Source organism: Psychrobacter sp. JB193 (assembly GCF_002285555.1).
GTDB lineage: Bacteria > Pseudomonadota > Gammaproteobacteria > Pseudomonadales > Moraxellaceae > Psychrobacter > Psychrobacter alimentarius.
Genome location: NZ_NRGY01000002.1, coordinates 267283 through 284396 on the forward strand (window position 1 = coordinate 267283; position 17114 = coordinate 284396).

The window sequence follows — 17114 nt, forward strand, 5'->3', positions numbered from 1 at the left end:
TAAATAAGCATTAGTGGAGTCATTATGCTATTGGTACTCACACAATAGTTTTTAATGATAAACGTCAGTTGTACAAGGAGTGTGCTATGTCTACCATGATTACCGATCGTACTTATCGAATTGCTCGTGAAAATACCCAAGCAATGGTCATTGATGTCCAAGAGCGCTTAACGCCGCACATTTATGACCATGAAAACATATTAAAAAAGACAGTCACACTGATAAAGGGTCTACAAGCGCTGAACGTGCCTATTATGCTCAATGAGCAGTACAAAAAGGGTCTAGGCGATACGTTGCCCGAGATCAAGGAAGCACTAGAAGGTAATAATACAAAGAGTTTTGAAAAGGTCACATTTAGTGCCTGTGATAATGATGAAGCATGGCATCATCTGGCCCAGCAGAATCGCAGTGTCGTCATTTTATTCGGTGTAGAAGTACACGTTTGTGTGATGCAGACGGCGCTTGATTTACTTGATAACGGCATGCAACCTGTCATTATTGGCGATGCCGTTGGCTCGCGCTATCCTTATGATAAAAAGCAAGCGATTCGTCGTATTCGCCGCGCAGGTGGTGTTATCAGTACGGTTGAGTCTATTTTGTTTGAGCTGTGCCGCAGTAGCCAAGATCCTGCCTTTAAAACCATCAGCAATTTGATTAAATAGTTGCTGCAACAAAGGGCTGTAGTAAGCGGCTGCCACCATTTTATTTAACCATCGTAAAAACAGCGCTTGATCAGACAGGCGCTGTTTTTTATCTAATCAGAGAGAAGTATGTCTTTAAGTATGCCTAGACCACTGACCAGCCAAATGCTTGTAGCAAGTATCGATGTCAATGATGTCACCCATTTCCTATTGGAACTGGATGCGCTCAAACGTGTCAATCGCCGCAGCTATGTGACCCATACCACACGCCGAGAAAACTCTGCCGAACACTCTTGGCACTTGGCCATGGCCTGCTGGTCGATCGCTGAATTGTTTGAGCTCGATGTCAATCATGAGAGATTACTAAAGATGGCGTTGGTGCATGATTTGGGCGAGATTGATGCAGGAGATACCTTTTTATTTGCCAGCAGTCGTAGCGACGCACACATCGAAGAGCGTGCTGGTATCGCTCGATTACAAGCAGAACGCGGCAATGGGATTGCCAATCTGGTTGAGATTTGGGAAGAACAAGAGACAGGTAGCAGCAAAGAGACCCAGCTGCTCAGAGTCGTTGATCGTTTGTTGCCGTTTTTACTTAATCTAAATACCGAGGGAAAAACGTGGATTGAATCTGACGTCACGCGTTCGCAAGTGGCAGCAGCATTGGCATTTATTGAGCACAGCTTCCCTGTGATTCATGATTGGCTCACAGAAAATATCGCGTATGCAACGCAGCAAGGGTGGCTGATTGACTCATAAATAATACCCTTTATCCTCTTCACATTATTCAACTTACCTATAATTTACCCTTGCTAACATATTGATCATTAGCGTCACAAAAGAGAAGTCAATAAATGAGTCTATCTGTAACTTATAGAAAACTATGCAAATCACTTGTCTTTGTAAGCATGCTGAGTCTTGCGCATATGGCGCAAGCTGCGACGCCTATTAGTGATGGCGATAAATTGGCCTACGATGCCAAAAAACAAATTGGCGTGACCACAAGCTATGATCCTACTTATCGTAAGTTGGATTTTCCGCGAGGTGACGTACCCATAGAAACGGGAGTTTGCACCGATGTCATCATTCGCGCGTATCGTTTGCAAAATATCGATCTTCAACAGCTGGTCAACCATGATATGAAGTCCAACTGGTCAGCTTATCCAAAAAGCTGGGGACTTAAATCGACCGACAAAAATATCGACCATCGCCGTGTACCCAATCTTGAAGTGTTTTTTGAGAGACAGGGACAAACGTTATCGATTACTGACAAAGACAGTTTTCAAGCAGGCGATATAGTGACGTGGCGGTTGCCGAAGGACAGTTTACCTCATATCGGTATCGTCTCCGACAAAAAGGCCGCTGATGGTACGCCATTGATTATCCATAACATCGGACGTGGTACTCAAGAAGAAAATGTTTTGTACTCGTACCCAATTCTCAAGCATTTCCGCTACTAATTGTCATTGATGAACACTTCAGTTATAAGTAAAAGCCCAATGAAACGTCTATTATAAGCAAAAAGCCCAATGAAACGTCGTTATTGACGCCTCATTGGGCTTTTATTTTTTATTATGACAGAGATAAATTACGAATTGGTGACACCCAATAACTGTCCCATTTTTACAAAACTATCGGCTTGCATCGTACTCTCCCAGTCAGCGTTTGCTGCTTTTGGTAGTATGACAATCGCCGTCGACCCTAGGTAAAAACGCCCAAGCTCATCGCCTTTTTCGAAGCGCATGTCATGATTGGCCTCTTGTACATCATCAGTACGGACAATTTTGCCCGTCGCTACGGTTTCGATACCAGCGACAATCATAGCACCTACCATCACCACTGCCGCTTTGCCGTACTGAGTATCAAACATGCAAACCAAACGCTCATTACGCGCAAACAAGTCAGGGACATTAGCCGCAGTGATATTGTTCACCGAAAATAAGGTACCGGGCACGTAGCGAGTTTTGGTCAATGTACCAGCAAATGGCATATGGACACGGTGATAGTTGCTGGGCGCTAAATACACAGTGGCAAAACTACCATCAGCAAAATAACGACCATCTTCACTATCAGCAAGCAGTTGCCCAACGTCATAATGACGACCTTTTGCTTGCAGCATTTTATGGTCATTAATCTGTCCTAACTGCGAGATAACTCCATCAGCGGGACTTACAATACCGTTAGCTGTGGTGTCGATAGGACGAGCGTCTTCCTTTAGCTCACGCGTAAAAAAATCATTGAAGCTTTCATAGGCATTGAGGCTTTGGCGCTCATACTCATCTAAGCTGACATTATATGCTTTTGCAAAGCTACGAATAAAAGTGCGTTTGACATAAGGATGGCGACTGGCGGCCAAACGTCCAGCAACTTTACTTAGCTTCTGTTGTGGGACAAGCTGTTGTAAGGTGGTGAATAAATTCATAATAGGGCTACCAAAATAAAGTGTGGTGTAATAAATAATAGGCAAGTAAATAGCCATATTTTATCATGGACAGCGTATGATTGTATGGCCATAATCTGTAAGGAGTTAGGGAGTGAAAGCACTTATACAGCGAGTACGCAGCGCGAGTGTCGTGGTTGAAGGGTCTAATATCGGTGCCATCGAGCATGGACTTTTGGCTTATATTGGCTTAGGACACGATGATAACCTACAAACCGCGCAGCGCATGATTGATAAAATCCTGACGTATCGTATTTTTGAGAATAACGACGAACCTGCCAAGGTCGGTAAACTGGATAAAAATGTCGAGCAAGTGAATGGCGGATTGTTATTGGTATCGCAGTTTACCTTAATGGCCACAACCGACAAAGGTCGCAGGCCTGATTTTGGTGGGGCGATGGCACCTGAGGCAGCACAAGCCCTGTTTGCTCAATTGATTGAGTATGCAAAGAGTCAGCATCCTATCATTGCTACTGGGCAGTTTGGTGCTAACATGCAAGTTGAAAGCATCAATGATGGCCCATTAAACTTCATATTAGAAGTCCGGTAGTTTATGTCATACTGAATAATAACTGTCATCAAGCTGTCACAATTAATCCGTTTAATAGATAAAAGCTGGCGAATATGTATCGCCTTTTACGTGCTAAACCTTGTACTTAACACTGAGAATGCTGTATGTATAACGAGCAAATTTTGATTGTTGAAGATGAACCTGCGATTCGTGAAATGGTGGTCATGACGCTAGAGATGGCTGGGTTTGATAGTCTACAAGCCGCCGATGTGTCAGAAGCGCATCAACAAGTCGTGGATCATAGACCAGCGCTGATTCTACTAGACTGGATGTTGCCAGGCGATAAGAGTGGCGTGGATTTTTGTCGTATGTTAAAAAACGATGATCTGCTCTCTGAAATACCCGTCATTATGCTGACGGCAAAGAGCGAAGAAGACAGCAAAGTTCATGGTCTTGATGCTGGTGCTGACGATTATATGACCAAGCCTTTTTCGACGCGCGAACTTATCTCTAGAATCAAGGCGGTGCTGCGGCGTAGTAATGCGCTCAGCAGTGATAAATCTATCGAAGTCGGCAAGCTCAGTTTAGACCCAAGAAGTCAACGTGTGACAGTAGCGGGTAAAGTGGTTGAATTGGGCCCTACTGAATATCGGTTATTGGCATTTTTTATGAGTCATCCAGAGCGTGCTTATACGCGCACACAGCTACTAGATCAAGTATGGGGCGGCAACGTCTATATCGAGGACAGAACCATCGATGTCCATATTAAACGTCTGCGTACCATATTAAGACCTTACGGCTGTGATACGTTGATACAGACCGTTCGCGGTACAGGCTATCGATTTTCTAATATCATGGCGCCGATATAGCTTAGCCTAGTTATATAACTTAGCCTAATTAGAAGTCTCATGGCAGTCACAACCTAAGATGACACAGCAAAAAAGTAGTAGGGATGATGAATGAGCACAATAATGACAAAAAATAATCAACAGAGTCCATCAGAATCAGTTTCTCACCAACACGCCTCGGATCAATTGACAAAAATCAGAAGCGCCTTACTGGCTTTACGAGATGCTGTGATTTTGCTCAACCAAGATGACAATGTGGAGTGGTGGAATCAGTCGGCACAAGATTTATTGTCACTACAAGTAGGCGATGCAGGCAAAAGTATTTTTGATTTCATTCGAGTACCTGAGTTTCGTCAGTACTATCAAGCGACCACTACGGCTCTCAGTGAGGGTGTACACATAGAATCTTGGCAAGATCCTAAACGCTACCTGAAATGTGAACTCACGCCTTTTGGTGACCAAAAATTACTGATTATCTATGATGTGACACGCTTGCAGCATTTAGAAGAAATGCGTCGTGACTTTGTGGCAAATGTCTCGCACGAATTACGTACTCCACTAACTGTAATGATGGGCTATTTAGAGAATTTCTCAGATCAGCCAGACATGCCGCCGCATTGGCGACGCGGGTTTGAGCTTATGAGTCAGCAAACGGCGCGTATGAATAGAATTGTGAATGATTTATTGTTGTTGTCTCGAATTGAAATCGAAGAAACTCACGAGCTCAACTATATTGATATGACCAAACTACTGACCCATGTGTATGACGATGCGCAAGCATACAACCAAGCATACGGGCATATCATCCATTTGCAGATAGACACTTATGATGGGTTATATGGTTCTGAGATGTACCTAAACAGCGCCTTATCTAACCTTGTGATCAATGCCATTAAGTACACACCCAAGGGTGGTAATATAACCATTAGCTGGACAAAAACCTCAGAAGGCTGCCGATTTGCCGTGGAAGACAATGGTATTGGTATTGCAGCAGAGCACATCGCACGTCTAACGGAGCGCTTTTATCGCATCGACAAAGGGCGTAGCCGCGCCACCGGTGGTACAGGGTTGGGTCTCGCTATTGTAAAACACGTTTTGTATCAGCACGAAGCCAGTTTGCAAATTGAATCCGTAGAAGGGGTGGGGTCGACATTTAGTGTGGTTTTCCCAGCAGCTTATGTCCGAACAGCTTCTACAGGCTAATGCTATCTATACTATCTGTTACTACCAATAATGTTTGTAGGAACGAACGCTACAGGCATCACTCTTTTTGCATGAGTGGATAGGGGTTCACAGCACTACCATTGATATAAATCCCATAATGAAGGTGAGGTGGGGTGCCTTTAGCATTACCGCTATCACCAACATAACCGATGATATCTCCAGCATTTACCCAGTCATTGGGAGAGATATCGGCATAGTCTTCTAAATGCGCGTAGTAATGTCCTGCACCGCCTGGTCCGACAACGACGACGACGCGACCGCCCAAATTATTATTCCCCACTTTGCTAACAATCCCTTGCGTTGTTGATTGTATTGGCGTGCCCCTCGGAGCAAAGATATCAATACCTTCATGTGTGCGACCTTGACTGCGAGCCGCGCCCCATGTATCAGCCAATCCTTGCTCTGGTAGCGGGTTGGGTAAACTGTTTTCAGCAGGAGGGTCTTGTTGCAAAAGGCTTAATTGCTGCCATTTTGCCATCACAAAAGATTGAGTTTGTTGGCTGATGGTTGGTAATAATCGATCGAATACAAATAATAGCGCCAACAGTACAACCGCTTTAATCAACACGCTGAGGACACGGCTTATCAATGTCGGGCGGGGTGGCTGGCTGTTGTCATTGGGTTGCATCAATACCTCTTATCTTTCTTATATAGTGTTTATACTAGTATAGGGGCCTTAGCGATTTACGTATGTATCGCATTGTTATATCAGCGTTTTAACCCCATAACGGATTGGCGGGTCTCAAAACATGATGATTAAATACAGTTATTAAGCATAGTCGTTAAATACAAGCGTTAAGTACAAGGGCAATTATTTATGGTTCATACTTTATGACAGAGGTTTTTAACATCGCGAACACAGCACTGGTGATCGATACTGAAACCGATCAAGGGCGTGATCCAAGACCAATCCAAGTTGCAACCATCAATGTAATGACTGGTTTTGAGTGGATGAAGTACTTTAATAGCGGTCGCACTATATCGCCTATCGTCATCAAGGTACACGGCATTACCGATGACGATGTTGCAGGGCTTGAGCGCTTTAATTTGGCTGAGTTTGAATTGCCAGAGTATCTGATTGGTCATAATGTGCGCTTTGATTGGCGAGTGATCGGTAGTCCTTCTGCCAAGTTGATTTGTACGGTTAGATTGGCACGCGTGGCTTTTCCAGAATGGCGTGCTTATGGGCAATCTAAATGTATTGAGCAACTACTCGGTAAAGAAGAGGCAAGCCGTATGACGATTGCCGCTCACGACGCGCTCGGTGATGCTCGTATGTGTTATCTGCTGTATCAAGCGTGCTGTGAGCGCTTAGAGATTGCACCGACAGATTTTGCCGCCGCTCATGCGATTGCTAACAAAGCCAATCCCGTCAATAAAATGCCGTTTGGTAAACATAAAGGCACGCCAATTAAAGACGTACCTATTAGCTATGTAAAATGGATGCTCGGTAATATTCATAATATGCAGCCGTCGCTGTATTCTGCGTTGACCAAACGGGTTATGGCAGAAGAAGCAAAGGATAAATAGACGATTCAAAAAGTCATTGTCTGATAGTTGGCGCCTTGTCGTTCAACCAATCCACTGCCATTTGCCATAACTCGGGTGCTTTGGCATAAGTTTTACTACTAAAGTAACGCATGTGCCCGATGCTATCGACACCAAAATCTTTGGGGTCTAAAAAGCGTTTTTCGACAGGCATTGCCGTAAACACTCGTGTCATGTCATCTATGTTCTTACTATTGGCGATGTCGTCATCGCTAAAGCCAAGCCACAATGCTGGCATGTCAAGCTCATCATAAAAATGCGTGTGTATGCTGTTGCCAAACGCTGTCTTTATATAGCCTGCGCCATTGCACCATTCACGCCATTGTCTCGCCACGCCGCGCGGTAACGGCTCACCCATACCGATTTTGTCCGAAGGCGTGTAGCCCAATGTCAGATTGGTCATTGGAATAAAGGCATCCATAAAGCCCATCGCTTTGAGCTTGTAAGGCATGGCCATGTTTTTGATACGACCTGAGGAGCAAGCGACATTGAATACAGAAGTGATACTGTCATAATTGGGCATCAAGCCAATCAGCTGACCACCTGCGCTATGACCAACCAAATGATAAGTCGCCTCAGCAAACTCATCTTGCAACGCATCGAGTACGGCCGGCATGTCATGACGACCCCAGCTAATGAGTGAGGCGTCACATTTTGCCAAATCTATCGATAGTGACTCACCAATCCCCTCATTGTCAAAGGTCAACACGCCAAAGCCATGACTTGCTAAATACGTCGCAAAATTGTGATAAAACTGCCGCTTGATACCGGTTGCAGGGCCGATCATAACGGCTCTTTTTACCTCTGCATTAGGACGATATACTGTCGCTGCTAATGGCTGATTGCGCTCAGTCATGATAGTTAAAGCATAGGTGTCGATATCAGGATTCGTATTGAGAGCGCCATCGTTGATATGATTTTTTTGCTTGATAGAAGATGTTGTGTGCTGGCTGTCCATGCTGTACCTCAATGGTTTGTATCGTTTTTGGGTATAAAGTAGGTGTGTTTATCAGAAATAATGTATTAACAGTTAATGTTAAGATGTCATAATTATGTCAGGATAAATCGTTGATACCATGTGATCATATTGCTTATGTTAAGATAAATGCTGGTCAGCGAAGCAATCAAATATGACTTCCAAGTTCTATAGGGTTTGTCTTTAAAAATAATCCATAAAACTTTAAATGAACACTTATTTTAGACAATAAAAATATGCTTATGCTCTAATAAATACGTAATAATAAGCACACGCACTCAATAAAAGACAATCGAGATAAACACTAAGGAAGCGGTATGCAAATGAACATTAACAATGATACTTACGAAGTAATCACGAGCCAAGACATTCATAATATTGAGCAAGCGGTGGATAAATCGGCATTGTCCATGCCATTGGTAGCGGTCTATTGTGGGTCACGTTTGGGTAATAGCGAAGTCTATGAGCAGGCCGCACGCGAGCTTGGTTTGGCTTTGGCAGAAAATGGCTTAGGTTTGGTTTATGGCGGCGCTAGCATCGGGCTGATGGGTGCCGTCGCGGATGAAGTTATCCAAAACGGTGCACAAGCGGTTGGGGTCATTCCAACGTTTATGCTCAAGCACGAAATCGCACACGAACAGCTGACCCGTCTGCATTTGACGGATACCATGCACACGCGTAAGACCGTCATGGCAGAGTACGCCGATGCTTTTATTACGTTGCCAGGTGGACTTGGCACGCTAGAAGAGATTATGGAGATTGCCACATGGCGTCAGTTGTACCAACACGAAAAGCCAATGATTATTTTGAATATCAACGGCTTCTATGATCGTATGATTGAGCATTTAAAACATACCACAGAGCAAGGCTTTATGAAGCAAGAAGATCTTGACCGTTTGGTGGTTTGTAACACCATTGGTGATGCGATTGATTTACTCAAAACAGTTGTAAAGATACATGACGAAGTGGATACAGAAAAAATGGCAGGTAGCGAAAGCTGATATTTTTTAGCCAATGCCACAGACAATAATAAAAGTCATTGTCTGACTGTGAAATAAAAAATTATGAAATAAAAAAAGGAGTCACTAACCACTGGTTAGTGACTCCTTTTTTATGACTCAATAAAATACTAAGGAGTGCTTGTAGGCATCTCATCAAGAGAAGATGAGTCATCCGACGACAAGTTGTCTAAAGTTGCTTCGCGGATACCATGATTCACATGAGCCATCGCTTGCGGAAAACCACGCTCGCAAGCCAAGGTGCGGGCAACCTTATCAATCGCCAGACTGTCATTGTGTACCAAGTAAGACCATTCATGCGCATAACGCTCTCTGTTTACCTGCGTGTCATTATCAATCAAACCAAGATTTGTCAATTCATCAACGATTTGATCTGCTGCAATCAGGGTTGAGGACGCCTTAACGTTTTCGGCACGCGCATAGCGTATGTTTGAATAGAGGCTAACATCGGCCACTCGCAAAGTATCGTCTTCGCCGGGGATTTGTTGACCGCCATAAAGGGCATTGCCAATGGTGCGCGCGCTATTAAATGTCGGTACAAATTCAGCCACATAATCAATGGCTTGTTGGCTACGCGCTTGGAGTGGTGTTTTGTCCCAGCCATCGTCAATGTAATGCACGTATTGCTCAGGTAACTTAGGCTGGGCGCTTTCTTCACTAGATGCGACCAATCCATCATCAAATAAAGTGATAAATTTACTCATACCATGGATTTGAAAGTAGCCATCTGGATAAGGGGTCAATTGAGCCATACCTTCTGGCGTACCGCGATTGCCGTAGATAATAATTTCTGGTATCTGACCGCCTGTTTCTTTCCAACGGGTAATATAAGAAGATTTGAACTCGACCATGCGTGTTACCTTCACACCGACCATGTCATCAATGACGCCAGTACGGAAGCCGCAAGCATTGATCAAATAATCCACTTCGATGGATTCTAATGCTTCTGGGTCGACCGCTTGTTGATCATGTGTTCGTTGATAGTCGATACGCCATTTGGTGACATGGTGGTCAGCGTTGGTGCAATTCTCACAATCAACGGGCAAGACTTGCTTGACTTGAGTATCCGTAAATACATGCGCATGCTCATAATCTTCTAGTGCCAATTGGGCGGAAGCTGCGAGACGGAAAATATTCCAACCATATTCTTGTACGACAATCAGTGGGAATTTAACTTTGTCTAAGTCCAAATATTTTGCAACCGGTATCATCCATTCATCAACCGTACCGGGTATGGCGACTTGTTCGCGTTCAGACAGTGCAATCAGCTGTTCGTGGCTATACAGCTGATAATAGTTTTCAGGCTCACCCAAGACTTTATTGTTGCTATCTTGAGCAATCAGTTCGCGATATGCGTCTGTTAAAATATCAAGACGCGGTAGCAGATCTTCAGGAGACCCTTCATCACGAGTGGGAACAGCAAACACCGTCGGACGTACATCGATGGTATAAGGATAAAGGCGCAAAATGTCGATGCATTGTTTGAGTAGCGCAACGCAGTCTTTATCAGGGATTTCGCGGTATAAGTTGCCACCTGCATGCAAATGGCACATCGGAGGACCATCAATCAGCGATTTGTTTTTTTCAAATAAGTAGGTCTCAAGCCCTAACGCAGCCAAGCGAATGGCAATGGTGGCACCTGCCGTACCACCACCGAGAATGCCGACGCGTTTTGGAATTGATACAGAGTTTTCAGTCAAAGAGTGAGTCATTATCGTTATTATGTCCTTAATAGCATCTACAGTGGATCATGCTGGATATAGTCATTAATCTGGTTGTTAAGTCGTTCGATTTTTAAGTAGAAAGTTACTGCTGATATGTGTACAAAGAGCGTTGACTTCAACAGATATATTAGAAGTAATGAATATATTTTTATAGTGAAGCTACGCTAAATTTCTATAAGGATATTCTACAAAAAAAAGTCGCCAAAAAGATGGCAAATACGTAAGTGGATACATGAGTTTTGTCAGTGGACTGCTGTAATCTAGGACAAGCTATAATAAGTGGCAAAAAGACTAAGTGGTGAAAAGATAATGAATGCGAAAAGGAATTACAGCGTCGCTATTTTCTAGCCGAAAAGGTCAGTATTTAATTGTTTTGTAAAATATATCCGTTTTTGTAAGTTTGTATCCTGAGAACCATCGTGGTGAAACGCCATATGCTATATTTGTATCGCTTAAGGAAATTCTGGCTTTATCTTTGATTGATGTTCACATCAAAAATGAAAATGCCCGATAAAATCCATTATTAAAATTACAAGGAAGTTGTTATGAAAAATATCATGGTATTATCTGCGTTAACAGGTGTATTAGCATTAACAGGTTGTACGACTCTGAAAAGTGCGGTTGGAAATGACATGTCAGGCACGCATGACGTGCAAGCGACCAACAATAATACAGCACCCGTCGCGAGTAGAAATGGCGTATTGGTCGATGCGACCAATCAAATGACGCTTTATACTTATGATAAAGACGCCAAGAACAAGTCAGATTGCGGCACAACTTGCCAAGTTTTATGGCCTATTTTTATGGCGCCAAGTAACGCTAAAGCATCGGGTCAATTCGCTGCATTCAAGCGTGAAGATGGTAAATATCAGTGGGCAATGAATGGTAAACCGTTATATTTCTACGCCAATGACACAAAAGTTGGTGACAAAGATGGCGATGACAAGTTTGATGTTTGGCATGTTATTCCAACGAAATAAAATGCCATAACATTGGTTTAAAAAAAGCAGCCTTATTTTGAAGGCTGCTTTTTTTTGTTGTTAGTAAACGCTATCAATAGATCAATAGATCAATAGATCAATAGATCTTATTTCGATTTCTTTTCTACCAATTCGCCATCGATTTGGATAGGCACATTGGTGGTAATACCGTCTGCATAAGCAGTCATGCCGTAAGCGGCACGATCAATATTACCAGTAGCACGGAAACCGACGACTGGCTCTTTGGTAAGCGGGCTGTTGGCAACTTTATTCAATGTCACGTCTAGCGTCAATGGCTTGGTTTGGCCAAGCATGGTGAAGTTACCCATGACTTTTGCTTGTTGCGGATTGATAAAAGTGACCTTAGTGGATTTAAACGTCATCGTTGGGTATTTGGCAACATTGAAAAACTCTTCTTTCTTCAAATGCTCATCACGCGCATCCCAATTAGTATCGATGCTATCAGTTGCGATAGTAAAGTTCATATTGGTTTTGTTTGGGGCTTTGATATCATAATTTACCATACCTTTGACATCGCTAAAATGTCCCATGGTGGTTGAAAAACCCATATGGTTTACAGAAAATCCAACACGAGTATGTGAGTCATCCAACTGCCATTGGCTTGGCATTGCTGCACCTGCTAGAGTAGTCACTGCCAGCGCTGAGCTGATTAATAATGTTTTTGCAGTGTTCTTTATTACCATATTGATCATTAGAATATCCTTAAGTTGGCTTGGTTGATTGGCGCGTGTATGGCTGATGCCTGTTTGTAAAATCTTTGTATTGATAAGTTTGTACTGATGAAACCGCCGAGTTCTAAACGGCTGCATTTAAAATCGGCAGTTGAGAATAACGTAGGCGTATAAAAATACTTATCATTGTTAAATCAGGCTACAATAACAGATTTTATTGGTTATTTCAGCTAAATCGATATTATACTCATAAGGCAGATTTCTCTCAATGCTGTTAGCCAATTTTTGACAACTTAACACACATAACCCTCACAACTGCGACTTGCATCAAACATCGAAAACCGTTAAAATCGCGGTTTGATTTTCCCGCTGGGGAAAGGCTAAGTGAGCAGAAGCGTGGTGTTGTGTGCTGGAATGAGCCAGTGACGCAGTTGCCATCCTTATCAATGTCCTTAGTGCCTCAGTTACGTATGTCATCGCTTGGTTGATACCTCAAAAAAGAGGTTAAACAGGCTATTCATACATCGGACATAGAGAGTTTATTATGCGTAAAGATATCCATCCTAATTACCAAGAAGTTTTGTTCCATGACACTAACGCTGACGTGTTCTTTTTGACTCGTTCAACGGTTAAGACTAAAGCCACTCGTGAATACGAAGGTACAGAATACCCATACTACCCACTTGATATCTCAAGTGCGTCGCATCCATTCTATACAGGTGAGCAACGTAAAACTTCTACTGAAGGCCGTGTTGCAAGCTTCAACAAACGCTTTGGTGCATTTGGTGGCCGTAGCAAGAAAGCTGCTGAATAATTCAGACAGATTTGCCACACCAACGCTTGACACAAAAAAACCGCTGATGATTCAGCGGTTTTTTTTGATTCTGAGTAAAGATTAATATCTGAGTAAATGTCGTTACCGATATCTAAGGGTTATTCGGCTTTAGATATGTCCAACAACGCTGACATTCGCTCTGATACTTGCTGTGCCCAATAACCATACATAAGACTACTTGGATGAAAACCATCACTGGCAAACATCACTGCGATATCGATTGGTGAGCCATTAGAGTGCTCCTTTATCATTCGTGCAAAGTCAGTTGCCATATAATTGACACCAGCATGAGTCGCGCACACTTGTTGCAGTATTTGATCAAGCAGTAAGGCTTTAGCGCCCACAAAGTTATTCAAAGGCGCAGGAATCGCAGGCATGTCTGCCATCGGTGGTAGACTTAGAAAAATCAGTTCTCTAACGCCGAATTTACGTTGTGCAATGGCAATAATATCTTCAATCTGCTGTTTCCATTTGTCTATTGCGACATTGGAGGTTGTGTCATTGACACCCACGCTGAGCAGCATGACATCAACCGGTTGAGTGGGCGCTGGTAGAACATAAAGTCTGCGTAAGATATCGAAGCTGGTATGACCAGTCGTGGCTTGCAATGACCAATCTAACATATTAAAGCTTGAATGAGCAGAAAGCTGCTGCGTCAATATGGGGATCAGCTTACCGACCAGCGCTTCTTGCTGCGTTTGACTGCCGACACCAGCGGCGGCCGAATCTCCTACGATCATCAGCTTCAAGGTTGACTTTTCAGAGGCTGGGCCATCAGTAGCAGGATGTAACGAGACAAGTCCACATCTTTCGCCGTCCGGCTCGGGAAGACGAACGGTATCGCGTTTGATTCTGCGACCCTGATGGAAATAAACAGGGGCAAGCAGCACGTCTTTTGCGACAGACGCAATTTTATAAGTGTCTACCATCCAGCACGCTCCCGAATCGTGGTCAGGCGGTCATCCATTAATAATTGACCGTCAATATAAACCTCTCGTAGCAGGTTGTCCACCTCATTAGCCAAATCATCTGCCTTGATGGTTTGTATGGCACCACTATCGTCTTTGACCAATGCTAAACGACCTTTTTTGGAGCGTTTAGAGCGACTGGTGACGGGATCTTTATAAATATCTTTCCAGACGCCATCGATAGAGATTGCGCTGGCTTTCATCGCCCAGCTCATCGTATCGCGGTTGACTTGTTGTAATAGACCACCACCCATACCGAACGTTACGTTTTCAGCGCTAAAGCCGGCTTTCATCACGACTTCAATAATCTTGCTCAAGCTTTGCGGACTGATACCATCGCCTTGAATGATGCGCACGTAATCAGGTAATACTTTATAGCCTTTACTGTTGGTTGTTGTACCGAACTTGACTGCCAATCGCTCCAACGCTTCACGCACCACTTTGGTCGGCTCACCACTGTCTGGTCTAATGACCAAGGTGCCACCCATGTTTTTTACGTCCTCTTTTAGGCTGCCGCCCCAGATATTGTCGATCGCATTCCACAAATCATAGCTGTCTGATACGACTGAAAACGCCTTGTCTTTACCGCCAAACTGCTCAATCATATTGGCGAAGGCTGCAGTCTCACCGTCACGGCCCCATGCAGTCATAGTGCTATGCTCAGCTGCAGGAATAGAAAACGCAGGCATGTCTTTACCCATCTGATACCAGCGGCTGGCCGCAACGAGCGCAGTCATTGAATCTGTACCAGCAAAGTTGACCAAATGCGCCAAGCTGCCGAGAGCGACGGTTTCCTGACTTGACGCGCCGCGCGCACCAAAGTCATGCAAACGAAAGGGCAGCGACGCTGTATTATCGGCGGATTTTTCTAATGCTTGGCGAATGATGCCTTTACAATAATGAGAGACACTGGCCACTGTCGACGGATACCAAATCGCGCGTAATAGCGCTGTTTCGATATAACTTGGCAACCAATAAAACTCAGGGTCAGTATTGATGACTTGGCAGACGACATTGAAGACGGGAACAATGCTGCCTTCTGGTATGGCTTCGATGCGTAATGGTAAGTAGCCGCCGTGTTTTGCGACCAAACGCTCCCAACCAGCACGATTGAAAGTCAAACCATGTGCCTGAATGACCATTTCGGCTTCATCGATGTCTTGGGTCGTGATAGGCGTGCTCAGATACTCTTTGATAAAAGCTTGCAGGCCAAAGAACACTACATCATAGTCGCCTTTACGCGCTTCAATGTAGCTCGACAGATACTCACTACCATTTGGGTATTGCACCCAATGTGAGGTTTTATAGCTGTCACTGTTAAGAATCAAATTGTTTAAATTGCTGGTGTACATCACAGAACTCCTCTGCTTTGAGATGCTACAACTGTTTTGATGAAATAGCAGTTGCGGCGTTTGACCGTTGCCGTCTATCGGCATTGGTGTGAAAATTAAAATAAGTTATATAGCGTAGACTTAAGAGATAATGGATAAACAATGCACCAAATAGTCAATCTATAACATCCTACAACCCGACCATCTTAGTAATAATCGCATAGTGGTCTTCAAACATCATCTTGGCATCAAGCTCTGCCAGCGGTAACCAAAAGGCCTTGATTGCATCATCGCCGCCTTTGACTTTTGGCAACCCTTTTGGATCGTTTTTAAGCTGAAAATAAAACGCTTGTGTGATGGTGCGGCCACGGGCAGAGCGATACGGGTCATCAAAAGTGTGCTGACTGTGGCAAGAGCCGCGTAAGACAGGCTCAGGGACCTTGAGACGTGTTTCTTCGCGTAGCTCACGGATACAAGCGTCAAACAGTGTTTCTTTTGGATTCAAAAACCCGCCTGGCAATGCCCAAAGTCCGCGCCCCGGCAGACTACGGCGCTCAACCAATAAGATATGTCCTGATTGTACAATCAAAGCATCAGCCGTCATAAAAGTAGGGGGGTAAGGCGCAGATTCCCACTGTCTTTTGTATTTATCAATAAAATCTGCCTCTTCGTGCAACTGTTTGTAGTCATCTGTTTTTTTGAACTGATCTAACACATTGCGAGTGGATTCAGGCGTACGCTCAGGCGTTGGTGTGGCACCCATCAGATAGCTGTCACGAATGGGCGTAGCGGATAAATTGTGATAATTGGGTACAGAAACCGAGTCCCAGTTGGGAAATAACGACAGATAATATGATGAGCTGTCTTTTGAATGCCCAATCAAACCAATATCCGTTTGCAAATCACCCGTGACAGATTTGACGCCAGCTTGCACGTATTGTAACCAGCGCGTGTCATTATAAAGCGCATCGTCTAATCCAACACAATGAATGCGCGCCGCTTCTTCGTTAGAGTACGCGTTTTTAATCATCGCGGCACGTTCATCCACGCTAAATGGATTGCGCAAACTGCGAGGTAGGTTGGCTGAACCGATGAGCATAATGACTTCATCTGAGCGCTTTAGGGCTTCATCGATGACTGCTTTGTGACCACAATGAAATGGCTGAAAACGCCCGATAAAAACCAAATAACGATAGCGTTTATGCTCTTGTTTATCTGAGTGGTGCTTATCTGGATGTTGCTCTGATGATACGCTCATATATACCAGTTTCCTACTGCTTATGTTTTATGGGTTAAACACAATTTTTTAATAGTGCCAATACTGACATAGCTCATGACTTTCTGACAAGTGCAAAGATGTTCTATGAGTGCTGATTA

18 protein-coding genes are annotated in these 17114 nt (G+C 43.8%); 10 read left to right on the forward strand and 8 right to left on the reverse strand.

Annotated features, from left to right (window positions below; translation table 11 throughout):
* The first annotated feature begins 86 nt into the window (after positions 1-86).
* The 3 genes from CIK80_RS08900 to CIK80_RS08910 all read left to right on the forward strand — a co-directional run bounded on the left by CIK80_RS08900 (position 87) and on the right by CIK80_RS08910 (position 2101).
* Positions 87-662, forward strand: a complete 576-nt coding sequence (locus CIK80_RS08900; RefSeq protein ID WP_062845542.1) for an isochorismatase family protein — start codon at positions 87-89, stop codon at positions 660-662.
* A 108-nt stretch (positions 663-770) separates the two neighbouring features.
* On the forward strand, positions 771-1400 hold the full coding sequence (locus CIK80_RS08905) for an HD domain-containing protein (RefSeq protein ID WP_095569722.1): 630 nt from the start codon (positions 771-773) through the stop codon (positions 1398-1400).
* Between the two features lie 95 nt (positions 1401-1495).
* Positions 1496-2101: a DUF1287 domain-containing protein gene (locus CIK80_RS08910; protein ID WP_218830326.1), complete on the forward strand. Its 606-nt coding sequence runs from the start codon at positions 1496-1498 to the stop codon at positions 2099-2101.
* A 128-nt stretch (positions 2102-2229) separates the two neighbouring features.
* Here the strand turns inward: CIK80_RS08910 and asd are convergent, their stop codons facing one another.
* Positions 2230-3063 (reverse strand): archaetidylserine decarboxylase, encoded by an 834-nt coding sequence (gene asd, locus CIK80_RS08915; RefSeq protein WP_095570366.1) that lies wholly within the window; start codon positions 3061-3063, stop codon positions 2230-2232.
* Between the two features lie 112 nt (positions 3064-3175).
* Here asd and dtd point away from each other — a divergent pair, with 112 nt between their 5' ends.
* From dtd to phoR, 3 genes are all read left to right on the forward strand, one after another.
* Entirely contained in the window at positions 3176-3631 is a 456-nt protein-coding gene (gene dtd, locus CIK80_RS08920; protein WP_095569723.1) for a D-aminoacyl-tRNA deacylase, read from the forward strand.
* Between the two features lie 125 nt (positions 3632-3756).
* Positions 3757-4461, forward strand: coding sequence for a phosphate regulon transcriptional regulator PhoB (phoB, locus tag CIK80_RS08925; RefSeq protein ID WP_095569724.1), 705 nt, complete (start codon positions 3757-3759; stop codon positions 4459-4461).
* Positions 4462-4563: 102 nt separating this feature from the next.
* Positions 4564-5643 (forward strand): phosphate regulon sensor histidine kinase PhoR, encoded by a 1080-nt coding sequence (gene phoR / locus CIK80_RS08930; RefSeq protein WP_257011725.1) that lies wholly within the window; start codon positions 4564-4566, stop codon positions 5641-5643.
* 58 nt (positions 5644-5701) lie between these two features.
* Here the strand turns inward: phoR and CIK80_RS08935 are convergent, their stop codons facing one another.
* Positions 5702-6292, reverse strand: a complete 591-nt coding sequence (locus CIK80_RS08935) for a M23 family metallopeptidase (RefSeq protein ID WP_095569726.1) — start codon at positions 6290-6292, stop codon at positions 5702-5704.
* Between the two features lie 203 nt (positions 6293-6495).
* On the opposite strand from CIK80_RS08935, the gene CIK80_RS08940 reads away from it, so the two are divergent.
* On the forward strand, positions 6496-7194 hold the full coding sequence (locus tag CIK80_RS08940) for a DUF3820 family protein (RefSeq protein ID WP_095569727.1): 699 nt from the start codon (positions 6496-6498) through the stop codon (positions 7192-7194).
* A gap of 13 nt (positions 7195-7207) precedes the next feature.
* Here the strand turns inward: CIK80_RS08940 and CIK80_RS08945 are convergent, their stop codons facing one another.
* Complete coding sequence (locus tag CIK80_RS08945) at positions 7208-8170, reverse strand: alpha/beta fold hydrolase (RefSeq protein ID WP_095569728.1); 963 nt, start codon at positions 8168-8170, stop codon at positions 7208-7210.
* A 335-nt stretch (positions 8171-8505) separates the two neighbouring features.
* Between CIK80_RS08945 and CIK80_RS08950 the strand changes: the two genes are divergently transcribed.
* A complete protein-coding gene (locus CIK80_RS08950) occupies positions 8506-9189 on the forward strand; it encodes a TIGR00730 family Rossman fold protein (protein ID WP_062845534.1) in 684 nt (227 codons plus the stop codon).
* A gap of 128 nt (positions 9190-9317) precedes the next feature.
* Here the strand turns inward: CIK80_RS08950 and CIK80_RS08955 are convergent, their stop codons facing one another.
* Positions 9318-10919, reverse strand: a complete 1602-nt coding sequence (locus CIK80_RS08955) for an FAD-dependent oxidoreductase (RefSeq protein WP_095569729.1) — start codon at positions 10917-10919, stop codon at positions 9318-9320.
* Between the two features lie 557 nt (positions 10920-11476).
* Between CIK80_RS08955 and CIK80_RS08960 the strand changes: the two genes are divergently transcribed.
* Complete coding sequence (locus CIK80_RS08960) at positions 11477-11911, forward strand: hypothetical protein (protein ID WP_095569730.1); 435 nt, start codon at positions 11477-11479, stop codon at positions 11909-11911.
* 107 nt (positions 11912-12018) lie between these two features.
* Here the strand turns inward: CIK80_RS08960 and CIK80_RS08965 are convergent, their stop codons facing one another.
* Complete coding sequence (locus tag CIK80_RS08965; protein WP_095569731.1) at positions 12019-12624, reverse strand: YceI family protein; 606 nt, start codon at positions 12622-12624, stop codon at positions 12019-12021.
* 523 nt (positions 12625-13147) lie between these two features.
* Between CIK80_RS08965 and CIK80_RS08970 the strand changes: the two genes are divergently transcribed.
* On the forward strand, positions 13148-13417 hold the full coding sequence (locus CIK80_RS08970) for a type B 50S ribosomal protein L31 (RefSeq protein ID WP_062845530.1): 270 nt from the start codon (positions 13148-13150) through the stop codon (positions 13415-13417).
* 119 nt (positions 13418-13536) lie between these two features.
* Here the strand turns inward: CIK80_RS08970 and CIK80_RS08975 are convergent, their stop codons facing one another.
* The 3 genes from CIK80_RS08975 to CIK80_RS08985 form a co-directional block, all read right to left on the reverse strand.
* Positions 13537-14367 (reverse strand): SGNH/GDSL hydrolase family protein, encoded by an 831-nt coding sequence (locus CIK80_RS08975; RefSeq protein ID WP_095569732.1) that lies wholly within the window; start codon positions 14365-14367, stop codon positions 13537-13539.
* The gene (locus tag CIK80_RS08980) at positions 14361-15758 is read right to left on the reverse strand and encodes a nicotinate phosphoribosyltransferase (protein ID WP_095569733.1); all 1398 of its coding nucleotides are present in this window, start codon (positions 15756-15758) and stop codon (positions 14361-14363) included. Before CIK80_RS08980 ends, CIK80_RS08975 begins: the two co-directional genes overlap by 7 nt.
* A gap of 169 nt (positions 15759-15927) precedes the next feature.
* On the reverse strand, positions 15928-16995 hold the full coding sequence (locus CIK80_RS08985) for a bifunctional nicotinamide-nucleotide adenylyltransferase/Nudix hydroxylase (protein WP_095569734.1): 1068 nt from the start codon (positions 16993-16995) through the stop codon (positions 15928-15930).
* Positions 16996-17114: the final 119 nt, after the last annotated feature.

Excerpts from the sequence above, each read along its gene's own strand:
- CIK80_RS08900 (WP_062845542.1), top strand. The coding sequence starts at position 87 with ATGTCTACCATGATTACCGATCGTACTTATCGAATTGCTCGTGAAAAT.
- CIK80_RS08905 (WP_095569722.1), top strand. The coding sequence starts at position 771 with ATGTCTTTAAGTATGCCTAGACCACTGACCAGCCAAATGCTTGTAGCA.
- CIK80_RS08910 (WP_218830326.1), top strand. The coding sequence starts at position 1,496 with ATGAGTCTATCTGTAACTTATAGAAAACTATGCAAATCACTTGTCTTT.
- asd (WP_095570366.1), bottom strand. The coding sequence starts at position 3,063 with ATGAATTTATTCACCACCTTACAACAGCTTGTCCCACAACAGAAGCTA.
- phoB (WP_095569724.1), top strand. The coding sequence starts at position 3,757 with ATGTATAACGAGCAAATTTTGATTGTTGAAGATGAACCTGCGATTCGT.
- phoR (WP_257011725.1), top strand. The coding sequence starts at position 4,564 with ATGACAAAAAATAATCAACAGAGTCCATCAGAATCAGTTTCTCACCAA.
- CIK80_RS08935 (WP_095569726.1), bottom strand. The coding sequence starts at position 6,292 with ATGCAACCCAATGACAACAGCCAGCCACCCCGCCCGACATTGATAAGC.
- CIK80_RS08940 (WP_095569727.1), top strand. The coding sequence starts at position 6,496 with ATGACAGAGGTTTTTAACATCGCGAACACAGCACTGGTGATCGATACT.
- CIK80_RS08945 (WP_095569728.1), bottom strand. The coding sequence starts at position 8,170 with ATGGACAGCCAGCACACAACATCTTCTATCAAGCAAAAAAATCATATC.
- CIK80_RS08950 (WP_062845534.1), top strand. The coding sequence starts at position 8,506 with ATGCAAATGAACATTAACAATGATACTTACGAAGTAATCACGAGCCAA.
- CIK80_RS08955 (WP_095569729.1), bottom strand. The coding sequence starts at position 10,919 with ATGACTCACTCTTTGACTGAAAACTCTGTATCAATTCCAAAACGCGTC.
- CIK80_RS08960 (WP_095569730.1), top strand. The coding sequence starts at position 11,477 with ATGAAAAATATCATGGTATTATCTGCGTTAACAGGTGTATTAGCATTA.
- CIK80_RS08965 (WP_095569731.1), bottom strand. The coding sequence starts at position 12,624 with ATGATCAATATGGTAATAAAGAACACTGCAAAAACATTATTAATCAGC.
- CIK80_RS08970 (WP_062845530.1), top strand. The coding sequence starts at position 13,148 with ATGCGTAAAGATATCCATCCTAATTACCAAGAAGTTTTGTTCCATGAC.
- CIK80_RS08975 (WP_095569732.1), bottom strand. The coding sequence starts at position 14,367 with ATGGTAGACACTTATAAAATTGCGTCTGTCGCAAAAGACGTGCTGCTT.
- CIK80_RS08980 (WP_095569733.1), bottom strand. The coding sequence starts at position 15,758 with ATGTACACCAGCAATTTAAACAATTTGATTCTTAACAGTGACAGCTAT.
- CIK80_RS08985 (WP_095569734.1), bottom strand. The coding sequence starts at position 16,995 with ATGAGCGTATCATCAGAGCAACATCCAGATAAGCACCACTCAGATAAA.